We start from the raw sequence: 17,453 nt of genomic DNA, 5'->3' as shown, positions 1-17,453 counted from the left end.
CACGAACCACCACCGCCCTGATGCAGCGTCAGCCCACTAGACTCGAAACAGGCACGCTGACCAGGACAAATGGAGAAACGCAACTGGAGTACTAGCAGGATTCGAACCCACGACACCCGCTTTAAGGAGCGAGGAGGGGCGAGTTGGGCCCTGATCTGCGGGTCGGCGTCTTCGGCGGAAGCTGGCCGCGCTTCCTGCCGGCCGCCGCAGTTCCCCGTGACTCCCCGCCTGATCTGGCACGGTTGTGGCACGGGGAACATCTGATCCGTAGCCGAATCGGTCAGCGACGGTCATACCGGCCGCTTCACGGTCCCGGAATGACATTGCCGGCGTGTGGGCGCGGGCGGGCGACGACGTGCGGCCCCGGTGGCGTAGACATGGAGGGGCAAGCGCGGCGGCGTCCGGCCGGCGCCGCCGCACTCCGTGCGGCACTCCCTGATCTCTGATCAGACTGCTACCGCAGTTCAGGAGGCCGGGAAAGCAGACGCTCGATGCGTCAAATGGACCGGCTGCTCAATCGCCGCCCGCGCCGTGAGTGATCAGAGCCGTTGATGTCAGATCTGGATGTCAAAGACCCCCAGCCTTGATCGGCTGGGGGTCTTCTCGCTGGAGCCTCCTGTCGGGTTCGAACCGACGACCCCCGCTTTACAAGTTCGAGCGGCTGACCACAACACCTGTACTTCGAGCCTGCAGAGCGATCCAACAGGGACGCAGGAGAGTGCCCGTGACTGCACCTGTGTGTCGGCGTTGCCGTCAACTACTGCCGTCGCCGCAGAGCCCAGCACGCCACTCTCCCCGCTCGGCAAACAAGGCGAGTCAACGAGTACGCCGGTAGCTGCGGTCGGCCGACGCAGCGCAAACTCGCGATACCGACGGGCCGCGGGAGAAGATCTTCTCCCAGCTCCCGTCCGTACGGTGGGCCAAGCCCGAGACACCTCGCGCTGCTAACTCGCCGCGTCCTCCTGGACGAGGCCAGCGTTCACGGCCCCCGTCCAAGCCTGTGGTGCCACTCGTTGGCATCGGGTGCGGGCTTGGTGGTCACTACCGGGTTCGGGCCCGTCTCGATGAGGTGCAGCAGCGTCCGGGCGACGCCGTAGCAGTCGCTGAGGTCACTGCTCGCATGTGGCCGCATGGTCAGCCGCCGACGTGTGCGGTAGACACATCTCTTGTGGATCAGGGAGTAGCAGCATTACTCGGGGCAACGGTTGGAGTGGCAGGCACCGTCCTCGCCTCGGCGATCACTGGTTGGTCAACACGCCAACAGGTGCAAGCACAGGCCAGAGCCGAGCATGCTCATTGGCGTAGACAGGTGCGCCGTGATGCATACAGCGCCTTCCTCGCTCCAGCCAGTGAGTCGCGGAACGCTCTGAAGATGGCCGGACGTGCGTTCGTCGGCGAGCGGGACACGAAGGAAGCCGATCGCAAACTCCAGCAAGCCCAAGACCAACTGGCCTTGGCGCAGGCTGCTTGGGCCAATCTGGCTGTTGAAGGGCCGGAGTCAGTGGAGCAGGCCGCTCGAAGCGTCTATACAACGCTCAAGTCCATGCAGACGACCCTCCTCGTATTACGTGACTCCCCGGCGGACGCCCCAGACCGTAACGTCGGCTTTCTGGAACGCCATGCCGTTGAAGTGGCTCGGCTCTCTGAGCGCATAGGCGAGTTCGCTGCGGCAGCACGGTCGGCCTTGGATGATGTTGGGGGACTGGACGTCTTGCCAGCCGATAGGAGGCGTTGAATAGAGAGGCGTTGAATAGAGCGGAACGGTTTTCAAGACCGTCCTGACTTGCGCGCCAAAGTAGGCCTGACCTGCGGCGAAATCAGCAACACCAAGGGAGGAAGCCTCACTCGGCCCACGCATGGCCCACAAGGCCCCGATTCTCCTGCCCGAGACGCCCCCGCAGGTGGACGTAGCCATACGGGTCGGACCGGAGATCACCACGGCCACCGACACCGTGAACTACGGCAAGGCCGAAGCCCAGGCGTGGGACCGGGTCCACCCGCGGCTGACCCACCGCTCGGCCTGGCTGGAGCACGACGGCGAACTCCCCATCGTCGAGGGCACTCTGGTCCGCCTCAAGGTCGAACACCTGTCGAAAGACCGGGAGGCCCCGCCGGTGTGGTTGTGGTCCTCGAAAACCGGCGCCGTCCCGGCGGACGTGGACCTGTGGTGGCAGGTGTTCCTCAGGAGATTCGATCTGGAGCACACCTTCCGGTTCGGAAAGCAGACGCTCGGCTGGACCACACCGAAGATCCGTACTCCCGAGGCGGCGGACCGCTGGACCTGGCTCCTGGTCGTCGCCCACACCCAGCTCCGCCTCGCCCGGCCGCTGGCCACCGATCTCCGCCGGCCCTGCGAGAAGCCGACCAAGCCCGAACACCTCACCCGCGCCCGGGTCCGCCGGGGGTTCAGAAACTTCCGCGCCCACCTGCTCTGCCCGGCCCGTGTTCCCCAACCGTCCGGAACCGGTCCCGGACGCCCCCTCGGCTCAAAGAACCGGCGACCCGCCACCCGCTACGACGTCGGCAAAACCGTCAAACGCCCCGAGACCCTCAAGGCCATCGGCAGACCCGGTAGATCCTGGTAGATAAAGAAGCTGGTGCGCGGGGTGTGGGCAGCTGGCAACCGTTACTCGCCCGGTCACATCGTCCGCCATGTCGGTGGGACGTCGCTGTGCATCAAGGAGCACGTGGCCAGCGCCAGCAGCAACCCGCACAACGGCCTGGAAAAGGTCACACACTGGACTGCAGTTGCGGAAGAGCTGCTGATCCCATGGTCAAACATCCAACTCTGGGAAAACTTCGAATCACCTCCAGGCACTCCTACTCCTCAGTATCGAGTAGTCACCGAGTTTGGGTGCGATTTCATGGAGCTAAGGGCATGCTTCCGAGGGAAGGAGAATTTCCACCCGAAGTTCTACTGGGCGCATGTCACGTTCCCTGCACCAAAGGGACGGCTGACGCTGCCTTATGTTGTGGAAGGTGACAGCGGCATTCCGAAAGGTAGAGGGGGTAGCTGGCACATGTATTTCGTTGGTAAAAAGGGAGATCGGTGAAGGTGGATTCCTGAGAGCGGCACTAAGAAGTTCTGGTTCTTCCTGGATGGAGTGAGAATCTCTCTCGCGGATCGTCAATCGTGAGCTAATCTGACCGCCGAAGAAGAATTGTGCGCAGTTGGCGTGCGATCAGCTCGTCTTCTGAAGTGAGAGGTCGGATCGGCGCCTATCCGACTTCGTGGTGCGAGGTCGAGTACGCGTGTTACGCACACGGCTGGAGAATAGCGGCTGCTATAAGCGTTCCGGTGATGGCAGTCCAGCCGCACTACTCCAGCTCCCGGAGCATCATGAACACCCCGAGTGTCACCAAGCAGCCGCAGCCGGCCACCGACTCGATCGATGCACCCGACCAAGACCGCGCCCCGGATGGAGCGGGGCCGCATCGTTTTGGATTCGCGTCCGTGAGTCCCGCCGTGCTCTATGCGCTGATCTCCTTCTACCTCTACCACGGCCTGTGGTCCAACCCGACAAGGAGCTATCTCACCCTCAGCGCCAACGACCAGACGCTCTTCGAGTGGCTCTTCACCAAAGCCGCACACGACCTGGTGCACCTGACCAATCCGCTGTCCACCGGGCTGCTGAACGCCCCGGAGGGCGTCAACCTCATGGCGAATACCGCCATGCTCGGCCTGGCTCTCCCGCTCGCCCCCCTCACCCTCCTCGCCGGTGCGGGCGTGACGTGGACGCTGCTGATGACGGGTGGCCTCGCGGCCACGGCATTCTCCTGGTACTGGCTGGCCGCGAAATACGTGACCACCTCACGCACCGGCGCGCTACTCGCCGGCGGCTTCTGCGCCTTCGCACCCGCGATGGTCTCGCACGCCACCGCCCACCCCAACCTCACCGTGCAGTTCATGATCCCAGTGATCATCGACCGGCTGCTGCGACTGCGGCACAGCCAGAGTCTGCCGCGCGACGGTGCCGTTCTCGGACTGTTCATCACCTACCAGGTCTTCATCGGCGAAGAACTACTCTTCATCGCGGCCATCGGCATCGCGCTGTTCGCGCTCGGCTATGCGGCCGTCCATGGTGCACAGGCCAGCCGGTTCGCCGGCCCGCTCACCCGCGGCACGGCTGTCGCGGGAGGTGTCGCCGTGACGCTGCTGGCCTATCCCCTGGCCCATCAGTTCTTCGGGTCCCAGAGCTACCGACTGAAGCACGATGCGGCAAACGAGCCGGGAGCGTTTCTCGCCTTCCCCGGACAGTCACTCGCCGGAGATGCGAAGGCGGCCCTCGCCCTGGCCGGGAACAGCGTCACCGAGCAGAACTCCTTCCTCGGCTGGCCGCTGCTGGTGATCGTCTGCGGGATCGTGATCTGGCTGCTGGACCGTCCCATGGTCAAGGTGTTCGCCGGCATGACGATCGCTGCCGCCGTGCTGTCCCTGGGCGCCCGGGGCCCGTGGTCACTGGTCGATTACCTCCCGCTGTTCCGGTCGATCGTCGAGGGGCGACTCGCCCTCATCTGCGTGGTCGGCATCGCCATGTTGCTCGCACTGGCCGTCGAGAGGCTCGCCGCACACCCGAATCAACGGGTATGCGACGCCGGGGCCCTGGCCCTGGCGTGCGCCCTGATGCCGATCGCACCAACTCCCTACCCCACCCACGAACGGGACGCGCCGCCGGCCTTCATCACCTCCGGACTCTGGAAGTCCTACGTACACCCCGGCCGCACACTGGTCCCCGTGCCCGTACCGGACAATGTCCGCGCAGGAACGATGCAATGGCAGATGCGCGCCAACATGGGCTTCGCCATTCCCGGCGGCTACTTCGTCGGTCCCATCGATAAGGACGGCAACGGCTGGTACGGACCGATCCTGCGCCCCACCGCGAAGCTCCTGCTCACCGTCTCCGACACCGGCCGCATCCCGGACATCGGACCCGAACAGCGACGCCAGGCCCGCAAGGATCTCGCCTACTGGCGGGCCGACGCAGTCGTACTCCCACCGCAGCCACACAAGCAGGAGCTGCAGACCACCGTGGACCGGCTCCTGGACGAGCGCGGAACGGAGCGCGCCGGCGTCCACGTGTGGAGAGTCTGACCGGCGCCATAGCGGACTGCCCCGGACTCCGCCGCTCCGATCATGTCGGTCATTAAGGACAGCACGCACTGGCTCGTTGAAGCCAAGTTCATCAGGCGTGGCAACGCCACCGGGGCGGTGCGCGAAGCCCTGGGGCAGCTGGCTGCCTACGCCTTCTGTCTGTATCCGCCAGAAGCTCAGCCTCGCAAGCTGGCGCTGTTCTCTGAGTCAGTCGGCGAGGTCTACACCCGGCTCTTGGAGCATCACGGCATCGCGGCGGTGTGGCCCACAGCGAAGGCTGGGCCGGGTCGCCGTCCGCGCTAACAGCAGGACTCGCGTAACGCCGCCTCCGGACCCGGGAATTGCTCCGTGAGCGCCCGACAGCGTCGTGGTATGACACAGCCCTCTGCCTGAAGAAGGCAGGCAAGGGGCTGTGGTTTTCAAGACCGTCCCGCTGAAGCCACCGATATGGCATCTGATCTGCACAAACGCGAAAGCCATGAGCTGTCAGGGCGTGATCCAGGGCCGTTCAGCCCCGTTCATTCCCGTACTCCTGCCCACCGCGTGAACCGCTGTGGACGGCGCTGTACGGGGGTGAATGAGACGGAAACTGAGACGGAGCGGCCAGCCCCGCGCTGACCTGCGCGTTAGTTCTTGAGCGCGTCAGGAGCGAGACGCTTCTAGAGCCACGATCACGGTTGTGGGGTCGCCGTCGTAGGTGAGGTGCGGTTCGTCTGCCTCTGGGGAACAAAGCGACCGCGGTACCGCTGTAGGTCGCTCTCGGAGAAGTAGATCGAGTTGGGATCGTTCGCGTGGAACTCGTTGCGCTCGCTGATCCGCGCCCAAAGTTCCTCGTGGCTGGCTGCGAGGTAGACGAGGACAGGGGTTGCGCCGGCGTCGGTGGCAATGCCCATCCATCGGCCCCGGTCCTCTGGGGTCCAAAAGCCGTGGTCAACGACTACATCGTGCCCCGCCTCAAGCTGCTTCCTGAGCTCAACCGCCACGTCTTCGAGGACCGGCCGTTCAAGGGTCGGGAAGATGCCCCGGGGAAAGTCGACTCCGTACACACCATGGCGTCGATACATCTCTTCATCCGGGCACAGGCGTACGAACCCGCGAGTAGTGAGAGCGCGGGAAAGCGTGGTCTTGCCGGAGCCAGGGAGCCCGGCCATCAGGACGCAAAACGGCGGGAGTGGTGACATCGGTCTCGCACCTCTGCAAGCAAGAGGGCGGCGTGCGCGGGTTCTGTCCCCGCGTGCGGCACAGCGCATCCACACCTTTCCGCAGCTCATCTGCTGCGGCCGGTTGCCTCCGCTGCTCGTCTCGTACGAGCAGCGCTGAGGGGAGCCGGACATTCCGACTTCAACGGCGCGCGCCCCCGGAGCTGTCACTCCGGGGGCGCTGTTCGGGCCGTTCCTCTGTGAAGGGAACCCCGCGTCGTGATGGAGATCCTCGGGCACAGTCAGATCAGCTTGACCATGGACGTCTACACACATGTGGTGCAGGACACAAAGCGCGAGGCGATCAGCCACATGGACCGGCTCTTGAAGCGCCGCCTACCGGTCACCTGACAAGGGACTGCCGTCAACTGGTGCCGTCAAAGAGGCCGCCCGCCTACCGATGCGGTAGGCGGCCGGCCTCTGATCTGGAGCCTCCTGTCGGGTTCGAACCGACGACCCCCGCTTTACAAGAGCGGTGCTCTGGCCAGCTGAGCTAAGGAGGCAGCCGTAGCAGTGTAACCAACCCCCGCGCCGCTCCGGTCGAAAATTTCGTCGCCCCCCACCTACTGACAGACCGGGAACCGCCAGGTAGCGTCACGGCAGGTCCACACCGGTGGACTACACCACTCCCTTACTCGGATCGTCCGGCACGTTCCTGCCGGTGAAGGAGAAGATCACCATGGCCACTGTCACCTTCGACAAGGCGACACGCATCTACCCCGGCTCCGAAAAGCCCGCCGTAGACCAGCTCGAGATCGAGACCGAGGACGGCGAATTCCTCGTCCTCGTCGGCCCCTCCGGCTGCGGCAAGTCCACCTCCCTGCGCATGCTCGCCGGTCTTGAGGACGTCAACGCCGGAACCATCCGCATCGGCGACCGCGACGTCACTCACCTGCCGCCCAAGGACCGGGACATCGCCATGGTGTTCCAGAACTACGCGCTCTACCCGCACATGTCCGTCGCCGACAACATGGGCTTCGCCCTCAAGATCGCCGGCGTGAACAAGAGCGAGATCCGCAAGAAAGTCGAAGAGGCCGCGAAGATCCTCGACCTCAGCGACTACCTCGACCGCAAGCCCAAGGCGCTCTCCGGCGGTCAGCGCCAGCGTGTCGCCATGGGCCGCGCCATCGTCCGTGAGCCGCAGGTCTTCCTCATGGACGAGCCGCTGTCGAACCTCGACGCCAAGCTCCGCGTCTCCACCCGTACGCAGATCGCGAGCCTGCAGCGCCGTCTCGGCATCACCACGGTGTACGTCACCCACGACCAGGTCGAGGCCATGACCATGGGCGACCGGGTGGCCGTCCTCAAGGACGGTCTGCTCCAGCAGGTCGACTCGCCGCGCAACATGTACGACCGTCCGGCCAACCTCTTCGTCGCCGGCTTCATCGGCTCCCCGGCCATGAACCTCGTCGAGGTCCCGATCACCGACGGCGGCGTGAAGTTCGGCAACAGCGTCGTCCCGGTCTCCCGCGAGGCCCTGGCCGCCGCCGCCGACAGGGGCGACACCACCGTCACGGTCGGCGTCCGCCCCGAGCACTTCGACGTGGTCGAGCTGGGCGGCTCCGCCGCCGCGTCCCTCACCAAGGACACCGAGGACGCCCCGGCCGGCCTCGCCGTCTCGGTGAACGTCGTCGAGGAGCTCGGCGCCGACGGCTATGTGTACGGCTCCGCCCAGGTCGACGGCGAGCACAAGGACCTCGTCGTCCGCGTCGGCGGCCGCTCCGTCCCGGACAAGGGCGCCGAGCTGCACGTCGTGCCGCGGCCGGGCGAGATCCACGTCTTCGCGACCTCGACGGGCGAGCGCCTGAGCGACTGATCCCGCCGTCAATTCCGCAGGACGGCCCCGCACTTCGGTGCGGGGCCGTTTTCCGTATGTCGACAAATACCCCGGCACATCGGTCCATTCACGGTCATTTCGATCCCGTACGTCAACACCCGATTCGAAAAGCATTGTCGAACCATCCCCCGGCCGAGTGACTAAATGTCGCCAAATCATCACTGACCGCTACGCTCGCTCGCGTGACCCACTCAGCCCGCCGAATCGGCCGCACTCTCGCCCTCGTTCTGCCCGTCGTCCTGGTGCTCTCCGGAACCCTCGCGGTCACCAGCGTCCCGTGGGCAGGCCGGAGCACCGAGTCGCAGATGCTCACCGCCTCATCGGAGAACGTCTCCGTACGCGCCAAGTCCCGCGCCCCGCAGGACGTTCTGCGCGACCAGCTCCTCACCGAACTTCAGCAGAAGGACGCGGGCACCGCCCTCACCCACCTGCAGCGCGCGGTCGAGGAGCGTCCCTCGCTCGCCAGGCACTGCATGGCGATCGCCCGCGCGCTCGGCCGCGCCGCCGTCGACCGGTACGGCCCCACCCACGCCCAGACCTTCTCCCGCCCCGTCTGCGACACCTCCTTCGCCTCCGGCGTCTCCCAGCAGACCCAGGGCAGCTGACGGGGGACTGCCCTGCAGGTCCCGGCCCGTTCCGCTTATCGTTCACGGCATGCATACGCCTACGTATCCGACGCAGGCCGTGGTCCTGGCGGGCGGCCAGGGCTCGCGGCTGCGCCCGTACACCGACGACCGCCCCAAGCCGATGGTCGAGATCCCGGGCACCGGGACCCCGATCATCGGCCATCAGCTTGCCTGGCTGGCCGCCGCGGGCGTGACCGACGCCGTCGTCTCCTGCGGCCATCTCGCCGAAGTCCTCCAGGAGTGGCTGGAGACCGCCGACCTGCCGCTGCGGGTCACCACCGTCGTCGAGACCGAGCCGCTCGGCCGCGGCGGCGGCCTCAAGTACGCCGCCGCCAGCCTCCCGCACCCGGACCAGCCCTGGTACGCCACCAACGGCGACATCTGGACCCGCTTCTCGCTGCGCGACATGGCCGCCTTCCACACCGAGCGGGACGCCGTAGCCACTCTCGCCCTCGCGCGCCCCAGGATCCCCTGGGGAGCCGTCGAGACGGATGCCTTCGGCCACATCACGGACTTCATCGAGTCCCCGCCGTCGCCGTATCTCATCAACGCGGGTGTGTACGTCTTCTCCTCGGCCTTCACCGCGCTGCTGCCCGACCGGGGCGACCATGAGCGCACCACCTTCCCCGGTCTCGCCCGCGAGCGCCGGCTGGCCGGATTCCCGCTGCCGAACGGCGCGTACTGGCGCGCGATCGACACCGCGAAGGACCTCACCGAGGCCGCCAAGGAGCTTGCCGCGCAAGCACGTTGACGGCATCCCCCGGCTCATGGGGATCACGCCGAAGGGGCGGCCACCGCACACCGCGGTGGCCGCCCCTTCCCGTTGGGTACGCAGACTCAGCAGCCTCAGCCGAGCAGGCCGCCGATGCAGCCTCAGCCGAGTAGACCGCCGATCACCCGGCCGCCGCCCGAGCCGCCGTCGCCTCCCCCGCCGGAACCGCCCTCGCCGCCGCCCGAGCCACCGCCCGAGCCACCGCCGCTGCTCGAGCCGCCACCGCTGCCCGTGCCGCCGCTGGACGAGGGGCCGGAGCTGCTGGACGGCGGCTGGACCGGCTGCGACTGTCCGGGCGGCTGCTGGCCCGTGCCCTGCGTCTGACTGGGCTGGCCGCCGACCTGGCCGGTCTCACGGACCGTGTCCTCTGAGGGCGTGGGCTCCTCGTCCCTCGGGCTGTCGGAACGGGTCGCGGACGGCGACGGACTGCGATCGTCGCCGCTGGTGCCCGAGGAACTGCGTGCGCCGCTGGGCTCCTGCGGCAGCGGGGACCCCGGAAGGTGGTTGGTCGGGTCCTGGTCCGGCCCCGGAACGGTCACCATGTCCGTGGAGCGCACCGCCCCGCCGAGCATCGAGCCGATCAGCAACGTGAGGCCGACCACGACGGCGGCGACGACGCTGCCGCGCCGCAGCACACGCCGTCGCAGGTCCCACAGCTCCGAACGCGGCCCGAGCTTGCGCCAGGCCTCGCCCGCGAGCCGCCCGTCGATCGAGTAGACCGGGGCGCCCGCGATGATCAGCGGGGACCAGGCGGCGAGATAGATGATGTCGGGCGCGTCGTAGGCCGGTACAGTCTTCCAGCTCACCGTGAGGATCAGCGCCGCCGACAGCAGCGCGCCGATGAACGCGGCCACCCGCTGCCAGAGCCCGAGCACGGTGAGCACGCCGACGACGACCTGGAGGAAGGCGACGCTGAGGCCGGCGCCCACCGGGTGGGACAGCGCGAAGTCACGCAGCGGCTCGGCGAGCGCCCACGGGTGCAGGGAGTTCAGCCACTTCACCATCGAGCCGCGCTCGCCGCCGTCGAAGTAGACGGGGTCGCAGAGCTTGCCCATCCCGGCGTAGATGGAGATGAAGCCGAGGAACACCCGCAGCGGCAGCACCACCACTCCGAGGTTCATTCGCCGCCCGGGGTAGTACGCGTGGCGGACGCCTGCCGCGTCGGCCGCTGATGTTCCCGTGGCGCCGCGCCGATGCGAGTGCGGCTCGCTGCTGGTCCGCTCCGGGCTGCCGGCGCGCCCGAAGCTGCCGGTCCGATCCAGGCTGCCAGTCCGATCCAGGCTGCTGGTCCGATCTAGGCTGCCGGTCCGATCCAGACTGTCCGGCCGCTCGAAGCAGTCCGTCCGCTGGAAGCTGCCGGTCCTGCCGAACTCCTCGTTCTCGTACGGCTCCTGGCCGTAGGTGTGGTACGAGTCGTACGCACCGACCGCCTTCCGCATCGGCGGCAGCAGCGGCCTGTCCCGGTCGCGGGGAGAGCCCGGCGAGTCGTACATGCCGCCGACGGCGGGCGTCTGCACGGTGTCGCCGGGCAGGTCGAATCGCGGGATGACCTGCGTGGCGCCGGTGTCGAAGGGGTCGTGCTCGGCGGTGGAATTGCGCACGGCCTGCAGCAGGCCGGTCGCCCCGACGTCACCGGGCGCCGACTTGCCGCTCCACACAACGGGCGCCCGCCGCCGCATCCCGGTCCCGGCACCGCCGACGACGGGGATCCGTGCGGTGTCCGCCAGGGTACGTGCGGGGCGCGGTCTCTGGGCGAGCTGCACCCGGAAGCTGGCGTGGTTCACGATGACCTGCGCGGGATCGCAGTCCACCTTGACCATGCTCAGCGCAGGCTGATCATCAAACCCGGGCCGGGGCGTTCTGGTGTCCACACTCATCTAACCGAGTGACTTGTCTTTAGGACACTGCCCTGACTGGCCCAATCTGTCCGAGACCCGTCAAGCCCTCCCAAGGGCCCTTTCTCAGACCCGGCGCTTGGCCGCCTCGTACAGCACGACGCCCGCCGCGACGCCCGCGTTCAAGGACTCCGCGCCACCCGGCATGGGGATCTTGACCAGGTAGTCGCACGTCTCGCCGACCAGGCGCGACAGGCCCTTGCCCTCGCTGCCGACCACGATCACGACCGGGCCGCCCAGCGCCTCGAGGTCGCCCACCTCGTGCTCGCCGTCCGCCGCGAGGCCGACCACCGTGAGGCCCGCCTTCTGGTACGACTCCAGGGCCCGCGTCAGATTGGTCGCGCGGGCGACCGGGGTGCGCGCCGCCGTGCCGGCCGAGGACTTCCAGGCGCCGGCCGTCATGCCCGCCGCCCGGCGCTCGGGGACGACCACGCCGTGGCCGCCGAACGCCGACACCGACCGGACGACGGCGCCCAGGTTGCGCGGGTCGGTCACACCGTCGAGCGCGACGATCAGCGGGTCCTCGTGGTCGTCGAAGGCCGCGGCCGCGAGGTCCTCGGGGTGCGCGTACTCGTACGGCGGGACCTGGAGCACCAGGCCCTGGTGGTTGAGCCCGTTCGTCATCCGGTCGAGCTCGGGGCGCGGCGCCTCCATGATGTGGATGTTGCCGCGGCCGGTGGCGAGCTGGAGCGCCTCGCGCACCCGCTCGTCGTTGTCGATGAACTGCTGTACGTAGAGCGTGGATGCGGGCACGCCGTCGCGCAGCGCCTCGAAGACGGGATTGCGGCCGACGACCATCTCGGACGTGCCCTTGCCGCCGCGCCGGGCGACGGGGCGGCGCGTGGCCTGCTTGGCCTGGGCGTTGGCGATGCGGTTCTTCTTGTGTCCCTTACGGGCGGAAGCGGGCGGCGTCGGGCCCTTGCCCTCGAGGCCACGGCGTCGCTGGCCACCGCTGCCGACCTTCGCGCCCTTCTTGTTGGACGTGCGGCGGTTCCTGCGCTGGCTGTTCCCGGCCATGACTACCTGTTTCCTGAATCTTCGAATGCGTACGTATGTGAAAAGTGTGCCGCCCGGGAGGCCGGGCGGCACATTGTCGCCGGTCAGCGGGGTCCGAGGGTCCAGCGCGGCCCGTCAGGACCGTCCTCGATGACCAGGCCGGACTGCTGCAGCTGGTCGCGGATGGCGTCGGCGGCCGTCCAGTCCTTACGGGCGCGGGCAGCCTCGCGCTGCTGCAGCACCAGCCGGACCAGGGTGTCGATGACGCCGTGGAGGTCTTCGCCGCGGTCGGCCTCGCCCGCCCAGTGCTCGTCCAGCGGGTCCAGACCGAGGACGCCGAGCATGGCCCGCACCTCGGCGAGCCGGGCGGCGGCGGCTTCCTTGTCGTCGGCGGCCAGGGCGGAGTTCCCCTGGCGGACCGTGGTGTGGATGATGGCGAGCGCCTGCGGGACGCCGAGATCGTCGTCCATCGCCTCTGCGAAGGCGGGCGGCACCTCGGACGCGGCGTCGACCGGGCCCCCGGCCTTCTCGACGACGCGCTGCACGAAGCCCTCGATCCGCGCGAACGCGGATTCGGCCTCGCGCAGGGCCTCCTCGCTGTACTCGATCATCGAGCGGTAGTGCGGCGTACCGAGGTAGTAGCGCAGCACGATGGGCCGCCAGCGCTTGACCATCTCGGAAACGAGCACGGAGTTGCCGAGGGACTTCGACATCTTCTCGCCGCTCATCGTGACCCAGGCGTTGTGCACCCAGTACTTCGCGAACTCGTCACCGAAGGCCTTGGCCTGAGCGATCTCGTTCTCGTGGTGCGGGAAGATCAGGTCGATCCCGCCGCCGTGGATGTCGAATGCCTCGCCCAGGTACTTGTGCGCCATCGCCGAGCACTCGAGGTGCCAGCCGGGGCGGCCGCGGCCCCACGGGGTCTCCCAGGAGGGCTCACCGGGCTTGGCGGCCTTCCACATGGCGAAGTCGCGGGGGTCACGCTTGCCGGTCTCGCCCTCGCCCTCCGGCTGCAGCAGGTTGTCCAGATCCTGGTTGGACAGCGCCAGGTAGTCCTTGAAGGAGCGCACGGCGAAGTAGACGTTGCCGTCGGCCTCGTAGGCGTGCCCGCGCTCGATGAGGCCCCGCATCATCTCGACCATCTCGGTGATGTGGCCGGTGGCGCGTGGTTCGTACGTGGGCGGCAGGCAGCCGAGGGAGTCGTAGCCCTCGTTGAAGGCGCGCTCGTTCTCGTACCCGATCGCCCACCAGGGGCGGTTCTGCTCCGCCGACTTCTTGATGATCTTGTCGTCGATGTCGGTCACATTGCGCAAGAACGTCACGTCATAGCCGCGGTACTGGAACCAGCGGCGCATGATGTCGAAGTTCAGGTAAGACCTGACGTGTCCGATGTGCGGGGCGGCCTGCACCGTAGCGCCGCACAGGTAGATCGAGACACAACCCGGCAGAAGCGGGGTGAAGTCACGGATCTGCCGGGCGCTGGTGTCGTACAGGCGAATGGTCACGCATCAAGGGTAGTGGCCCGATGCCAGTGCCCCGCGCCCCTTCTGGGCCGCGGGGACAAGTTTGTGACTGTGTCCGACCGGAATACGAGTCCGCCGCGGGTTTCCCCGTCCGCAACTCGTCCCCCGTATCGGCTATTTCACGCCAGGTTCAGTCGGCCGTCCGGAACACCAGAGCCGTGGCGATCGCGGCAAGTCCCTCGGCGCGACCGGTCAGCCCGAGCCCGTCCGTGGTGGTGCCCGACACGGAGACGGGCGCGCCGACCGCCTCGCCCAGCGCCTTCTGGGCCTCGTCACGCCGCTTGCCGATCTTCGGGCGTACGCCGATGACCTGGACGGCGACATTGCCGATCTCGAAGCCCTCGGCCCGTACGATCCGCGCCGCTTCTGCGAGCAGCGTGATGCCGGAGGCGCCGGACCACTCGGGGCGGCCCGTGCCGAAGTGGGCGCCGAGGTCGCCGACGCCGGCCGCGGAGAAGAGCGCGTCGCACGCGGCATGGGCGGCGACGTCCCCGTCGGAGTGCCCGGCGAGCCCGTCCTCGCCCTCCCACAGCAGTCCGGCGCACCACAGTTCGCGCCCCGCCTCGAAGGCGTGGACGTCGGTTCCGATGCCGATCCGGGGCACCTCAAAAGCCATCGTTGGCCCTCCTCCGGGCGAGGACCGCCTCGGCGAGTACGAGATCGAGGGGACGGGTCACCTTGAACGCCTCCTCGTGGCCGGGCACGACCACGACGGGCGCGCCGAGCTGCTCGACCATGCCCGCATCGTCCGTGGCGCCCTCGCCGTTCAGCGCGACCGTCTCGTGCGCGCGCACGAGCGTGTCCCGGTCGAAGCCCTGCGGGGTCTGTACGGCGCGCAGCCGGGCCCGCGGGGGCGTGGCGACGACCGGCTCGGGCGCGTCCTTCTCGCCCGGCTCGACCTCCTTGACGGTGTCCGCGAGCGGCAGCGCGGGCACCACCGCCGGGGCCCCGTCCCGCACCGTCTCGATGACCGCGTCCACGGTGTCGACGGGCACCAGCGGGCGGGCGGCGTCGTGGACGAGGACGATGCCGATGTTGTCCGGGAGCGCGTCGAGTCCGAGGCGTACGGACTCCTGGCGGGTGTCACCGCCCGGCACGACCAGATAGTCGGTCCGCTGGGGCAGGGCGTGCTCGTCGAGGAGGTTCTTGACCTCGGGTGCGCCCTCTGGCGGGGCCACCACGACGACGAGCGAGACGGCCCGGGACGCGGCCATGGCGCGTACCGCGTGGATGAGCATGGGCGTGCCGTTCAGCGTACGGAGCGCTTTGGGGGCGCCCGGGCCGAGCCGTACTCCCCGGCCGGCCGCCGGGATCACCGCTGCGGTGCGGTACGGGCGCGATTCGTCTGACATCGGTTGCACTCCGGCAGGTTTGTTTCCTCGGCCGACATGGGTATGGCCACAGCGTGCCGGGCGCGGCGCTTGACCGGACCCTTCCGTGACAATCTGGTCTGCGCCAGCCGCCCGGGCCCGCCACAGACAAGGGTTGGGGTGTTGTGCCTGCTGTGAGCAGCGGCGGCGGACAAGCAGGGACACGCGGAGATGGACATGCCGCAGCGCCCGGCGACAAGACTGGTAGTCACAGCATGTCAGCGGGCACCGCGGCATTTTTTATGCGTTGCGTGCGTCAGGACGCGAGGACCTCGTCGAGCAGAGCCTCGGCCTTGTCTTCGTTGGTGTTCTCCGCGAGGGCGAGCTCGCTCACCAGGATCTGGCGCGCCTTGGCGAGCATCCGCTTCTCACCTGCGGAGAGCCCACGCTCACGCTCACGACGCCAGAGGTCACGCACCACTTCGGCGACCTTGATGACATCGCCGGAGGCGAGCTTCTCGAGATTTGCCTTGTAGCGACGGGACCAGTTCGTCGGCTCTTCTGCATACGGTGCGCGCAGCACCTCGAAGACCCGGTCGAGCCCGTCCTGACCGACCACATCGCGTACGCCCACGAACTCCGCATTGTCCGCCGGCACGCGTACCGTCAAGTCGCCCTGGGCGACCTTGAGCACCAAGTAGGTCTTGTCCACGCCTTTGATCTGGCGAGTTTCGATGGCCTCGATCAGCGCGGCCCCGTGATGGGGATAGACCACGGTGTCGCCAACCTTGAACGTCATGTGACAGGTACCCCTTCCGTGGCTATCCAGAGTAACACGAGAACCGCTTGTTCTGAATGGCGTTTTCGCAGGTCAGGGCACATCTCGGGGCTTGACAACAGCAATAGGAACGTGCTGCGGACGGCTTGTGGAGGGGGGTATTCGCAGGTCGGAGCGGCTCTGCGGGCGGACAGAAACGCGCGCGATACAGAGAGCACGACCCCCCTCCAGGGGGATGAACGTCCCGATTTGCGTGGTTCCCAGTGGTGAACTTTCCGTACTCCGTTCGGCGGTCGGTCACCCGTACGGACGGATCCACGTCGAATCCGGAATTGATCACCGTCAGGTATTCGGTAAGGAATGTGCGGCGGCCCGGGGAATTGATCATCGCTGCTATGTGAACGGCGCACGAAACCGCAAGAGGGCGGGGCGGCGGACCGGCCGGGGCCGGCGAAGGGGCGGGTCGGGTGCGGGGTGGTCACGGGCGATCGGTAACCTAAGCGCGAACTGACACAGGCTTAGCGATCTGCGGGCCGGTTGACACGCCAGTTCACCAGCCCGTAGCCAGCCAGTCCGTACGTCCAAGGAGATGCCGCGCCGTGAGCCGCAGCCTTCGACGCGGCGCCCTCGCCGCCTCTGCCATCGTGTTCTCGATCGCCTCGCTCGCCGCTTGTGGTGCGGGCACCAACGCGGAGACCCTCAAGGTCAAGCCGGACAATGCCGCGACGGCGGTCGACACCATCGAGATCCAGAACGCGACGGTGATCACTCAGCCGAAGGCGGACGCGGAAGGCCCCGCGGCCATCTCGACGACGGTCTTCAACAACGGCTCCCAGCCGCAGACGCTCGACGCGATCACGCTGCCGGGGTCGAACACCGCGGTGAAGCTGTCCCCGGCGCAGGGCTCCGGCCCGATCACTGTGCCGGCGCAGGGCTCGGTGATCATCGGCGGCGCGGGCAACGCGTCCGCGGTGATCGACAAGGGCCAGGAGGTGGCGAAGAACGCGGGCGGCGTGCAGGAGGTCGCCTTCCGCTTCAGCGAGACGGGCGACGTGAAGCTGCAGGCGTTCGTGGTCCCGGCGACGAGCTACTTTGCGAGCTACGGCCCCAGCTCGCTGCCGAAGCCGCCGGCGCAGGAGGGCGAGGCCCCCGGCACCCCGTCCACGACGCCGTCCGGCACCGCGTCCGAGTCGCCTGCGGGCCACGCGGGAACGCCCGACGACGGCGAATCGGACGAGCCGGGCACGCCGTCGGGCTCGTCGTCGGCGTCCCACGACGCGGGCCACTGACGCAGCGGTACGCATACGCATACGAGGGCGCCCCGCCAGAAGCCTGGCGGGGCGCCCTCGTATGTGCCATGTGCGCCGGGCTGCCGGACTCCGACCGGGCGCTCGGCCCAGGGCGTCGCACGTGCACTCATCGCAC

General features: G+C 68.0%; 15 protein-coding genes, 2 tRNA genes and 2 pseudogenes. 10 read left to right on the top strand and 9 right to left on the bottom strand.

All coding sequences use genetic code 11. The annotated features are described in order from the left end of the window. Positions 1-607: 607 nt before the first annotated feature. A tRNA-OTHER gene (locus ACFYWY_RS29280) sits at positions 608-675 on the bottom strand. Positions 676-1,372: 697 nt separating this feature from the next. Here ACFYWY_RS29280 and ACFYWY_RS29275 point away from each other — a divergent pair. From ACFYWY_RS29275 to ACFYWY_RS29255, 5 genes and pseudogenes are all read left to right on the top strand, one after another. After that, positions 1,373-1,735 (top strand): hypothetical protein, encoded by a 363-nt coding sequence (locus tag ACFYWY_RS29275; RefSeq protein WP_389191391.1) that lies wholly within the window; start codon positions 1,373-1,375, stop codon positions 1,733-1,735. Positions 1,736-1,928: 193 nt separating this feature from the next. Beyond that, a pseudogene (locus ACFYWY_RS29270) lies at positions 1,929-2,585 on the top strand (transposase); the annotation flags it as partial. Between the two features lie 102 nt (positions 2,586-2,687). Next, positions 2,688-3,053 (top strand): hypothetical protein, encoded by a 366-nt coding sequence (locus tag ACFYWY_RS29265; protein ID WP_389191388.1) that lies wholly within the window; start codon positions 2,688-2,690, stop codon positions 3,051-3,053. A gap of 248 nt (positions 3,054-3,301) precedes the next feature. Continuing rightward, positions 3,302-5,092: a glycosyltransferase family 2 protein gene (locus ACFYWY_RS29260; RefSeq protein ID WP_389191385.1), complete on the top strand. Its 1,791-nt coding sequence runs from the start codon at positions 3,302-3,304 to the stop codon at positions 5,090-5,092. A 42-nt stretch (positions 5,093-5,134) separates the two neighbouring features. Further along, positions 5,135-5,395 carry a hypothetical protein gene (locus tag ACFYWY_RS29255; protein ID WP_389191383.1) on the top strand — a complete coding sequence of 87 codons (261 nt, stop codon included), beginning with the start codon at positions 5,135-5,137 and terminating at the stop codon, positions 5,393-5,395. Between the two features lie 368 nt (positions 5,396-5,763). Here the strand turns inward: ACFYWY_RS29255 and ACFYWY_RS29250 are convergent, their stop codons facing one another. Further along, positions 5,764-6,243: an AAA family ATPase gene (locus ACFYWY_RS29250; RefSeq protein ID WP_389191410.1), complete on the bottom strand. Its 480-nt coding sequence runs from the start codon at positions 6,241-6,243 to the stop codon at positions 5,764-5,766. Between the two features lie 258 nt (positions 6,244-6,501). Here ACFYWY_RS29250 and ACFYWY_RS29245 point away from each other — a divergent pair. After that, positions 6,502-6,642, top strand: a pseudogene (locus ACFYWY_RS29245) (site-specific integrase); the annotation flags it as partial. A gap of 75 nt (positions 6,643-6,717) precedes the next feature. On the opposite strand, the gene ACFYWY_RS29240 reads toward ACFYWY_RS29245, so the two are convergent. Next, positions 6,718-6,794, bottom strand: a tRNA-Thr gene (locus ACFYWY_RS29240). Between the two features lie 176 nt (positions 6,795-6,970). On the opposite strand from ACFYWY_RS29240, the gene ACFYWY_RS29235 reads away from it, so the two are divergent. The 3 genes from ACFYWY_RS29235 to ACFYWY_RS29225 all read left to right on the top strand — a co-directional run bounded on the left by ACFYWY_RS29235 (position 6,971) and on the right by ACFYWY_RS29225 (position 9,505). Further along, positions 6,971-8,107, top strand: coding sequence for an ABC transporter ATP-binding protein (locus tag ACFYWY_RS29235; protein WP_389191407.1), 1,137 nt, complete (start codon positions 6,971-6,973; stop codon positions 8,105-8,107). A gap of 203 nt (positions 8,108-8,310) precedes the next feature. Beyond that, positions 8,311-8,733 (top strand): hypothetical protein, encoded by a 423-nt coding sequence (locus ACFYWY_RS29230; protein ID WP_389191380.1) that lies wholly within the window; start codon positions 8,311-8,313, stop codon positions 8,731-8,733. Positions 8,734-8,782: 49 nt separating this feature from the next. Further along, positions 8,783-9,505 (top strand): NDP-sugar synthase, encoded by a 723-nt coding sequence (locus ACFYWY_RS29225; RefSeq protein ID WP_389191377.1) that lies wholly within the window; start codon positions 8,783-8,785, stop codon positions 9,503-9,505. Between the two features lie 122 nt (positions 9,506-9,627). On the opposite strand, the gene ACFYWY_RS29220 is transcribed toward ACFYWY_RS29225, so the two are convergent. The 6 genes from ACFYWY_RS29220 to ACFYWY_RS29195 form a co-directional block, all read right to left on the bottom strand. Beyond that, positions 9,628-11,346 carry a DoxX family protein gene (locus tag ACFYWY_RS29220; protein ID WP_389191375.1) on the bottom strand — a complete coding sequence of 573 codons (1,719 nt, stop codon included), beginning with the start codon at positions 11,344-11,346 and terminating at the stop codon, positions 9,628-9,630. Between the two features lie 141 nt (positions 11,347-11,487). After that, on the bottom strand, positions 11,488-12,438 hold the full coding sequence (gene rlmB, locus ACFYWY_RS29215) for a 23S rRNA (guanosine(2251)-2'-O)-methyltransferase RlmB (protein ID WP_389191372.1): 951 nt from the start codon (positions 12,436-12,438) through the stop codon (positions 11,488-11,490). Between the two features lie 83 nt (positions 12,439-12,521). Further along, a complete protein-coding gene (gene cysS, locus ACFYWY_RS29210) occupies positions 12,522-13,922 on the bottom strand; it encodes a cysteine--tRNA ligase (protein WP_389191369.1) in 1,401 nt (466 codons plus the stop codon). A 148-nt stretch (positions 13,923-14,070) separates the two neighbouring features. Continuing rightward, the gene (ispF, locus tag ACFYWY_RS29205; RefSeq protein ID WP_389191366.1) at positions 14,071-14,556 is read right to left on the bottom strand and encodes a 2-C-methyl-D-erythritol 2,4-cyclodiphosphate synthase; all 486 of its coding nucleotides are present in this window, start codon (positions 14,554-14,556) and stop codon (positions 14,071-14,073) included. Next, complete coding sequence (gene ispD / locus ACFYWY_RS29200; protein ID WP_389191363.1) at positions 14,546-15,292, bottom strand: 2-C-methyl-D-erythritol 4-phosphate cytidylyltransferase; 747 nt, start codon at positions 15,290-15,292, stop codon at positions 14,546-14,548. Before ispD ends, ispF begins: the two co-directional genes overlap by 11 nt. 274 nt (positions 15,293-15,566) lie before the next feature. Then, on the bottom strand, positions 15,567-16,049 hold the full coding sequence (locus ACFYWY_RS29195; RefSeq protein ID WP_003953493.1) for a CarD family transcriptional regulator: 483 nt from the start codon (positions 16,047-16,049) through the stop codon (positions 15,567-15,569). A gap of 578 nt (positions 16,050-16,627) precedes the next feature. Between ACFYWY_RS29195 and ACFYWY_RS29190 the strand changes: the two genes are divergently transcribed. Further along, positions 16,628-17,317, top strand: a complete 690-nt coding sequence (locus ACFYWY_RS29190; protein ID WP_389191360.1) for a DUF461 domain-containing protein — start codon at positions 16,628-16,630, stop codon at positions 17,315-17,317. Positions 17,318-17,453: the final 136 nt, after the last annotated feature.

Source organism: Streptomyces sp. NPDC002870, from assembly GCF_042888505.1.
Lineage (GTDB): Bacteria > Actinomycetota > Actinomycetes > Streptomycetales > Streptomycetaceae > Streptomyces.
This window is presented reverse-complemented; position numbering and strand designations above follow the sequence as displayed.

What these genes read in the sequence shown, in the direction of transcription:
- ispF (WP_389191366.1), bottom strand. Translation starts at nt 14,556, where the DNA reads ATGGCTTTTGAGGTGCCCCGGATCGGCATCGGAACCGACGTCCACGCC.
- ACFYWY_RS29195 (WP_003953493.1), bottom strand. Translation starts at nt 16,049, where the DNA reads ATGACGTTCAAGGTTGGCGACACCGTGGTCTATCCCCATCACGGGGCC.
- ACFYWY_RS29260 (WP_389191385.1), top strand. Translation starts at nt 3,302, where the DNA reads ATGGCAGTCCAGCCGCACTACTCCAGCTCCCGGAGCATCATGAACACC.
- ACFYWY_RS29250 (WP_389191410.1), bottom strand. Translation starts at nt 6,243, where the DNA reads ATGGCCGGGCTCCCTGGCTCCGGCAAGACCACGCTTTCCCGCGCTCTC.
- ACFYWY_RS29225 (WP_389191377.1), top strand. Translation starts at nt 8,783, where the DNA reads ATGCATACGCCTACGTATCCGACGCAGGCCGTGGTCCTGGCGGGCGGC.
- ACFYWY_RS29255 (WP_389191383.1), top strand. Translation starts at nt 5,135, where the DNA reads ATGTCGGTCATTAAGGACAGCACGCACTGGCTCGTTGAAGCCAAGTTC.
- ACFYWY_RS29275 (WP_389191391.1), top strand. Translation starts at nt 1,373, where the DNA reads ATGGCCGGACGTGCGTTCGTCGGCGAGCGGGACACGAAGGAAGCCGAT.
- ACFYWY_RS29235 (WP_389191407.1), top strand. Translation starts at nt 6,971, where the DNA reads ATGGCCACTGTCACCTTCGACAAGGCGACACGCATCTACCCCGGCTCC.
- rlmB (WP_389191372.1), bottom strand. Translation starts at nt 12,438, where the DNA reads ATGGCCGGGAACAGCCAGCGCAGGAACCGCCGCACGTCCAACAAGAAG.
- ispD (WP_389191363.1), bottom strand. Translation starts at nt 15,292, where the DNA reads ATGTCAGACGAATCGCGCCCGTACCGCACCGCAGCGGTGATCCCGGCG.
- ACFYWY_RS29220 (WP_389191375.1), bottom strand. Translation starts at nt 11,346, where the DNA reads ATGGTCAAGGTGGACTGCGATCCCGCGCAGGTCATCGTGAACCACGCC.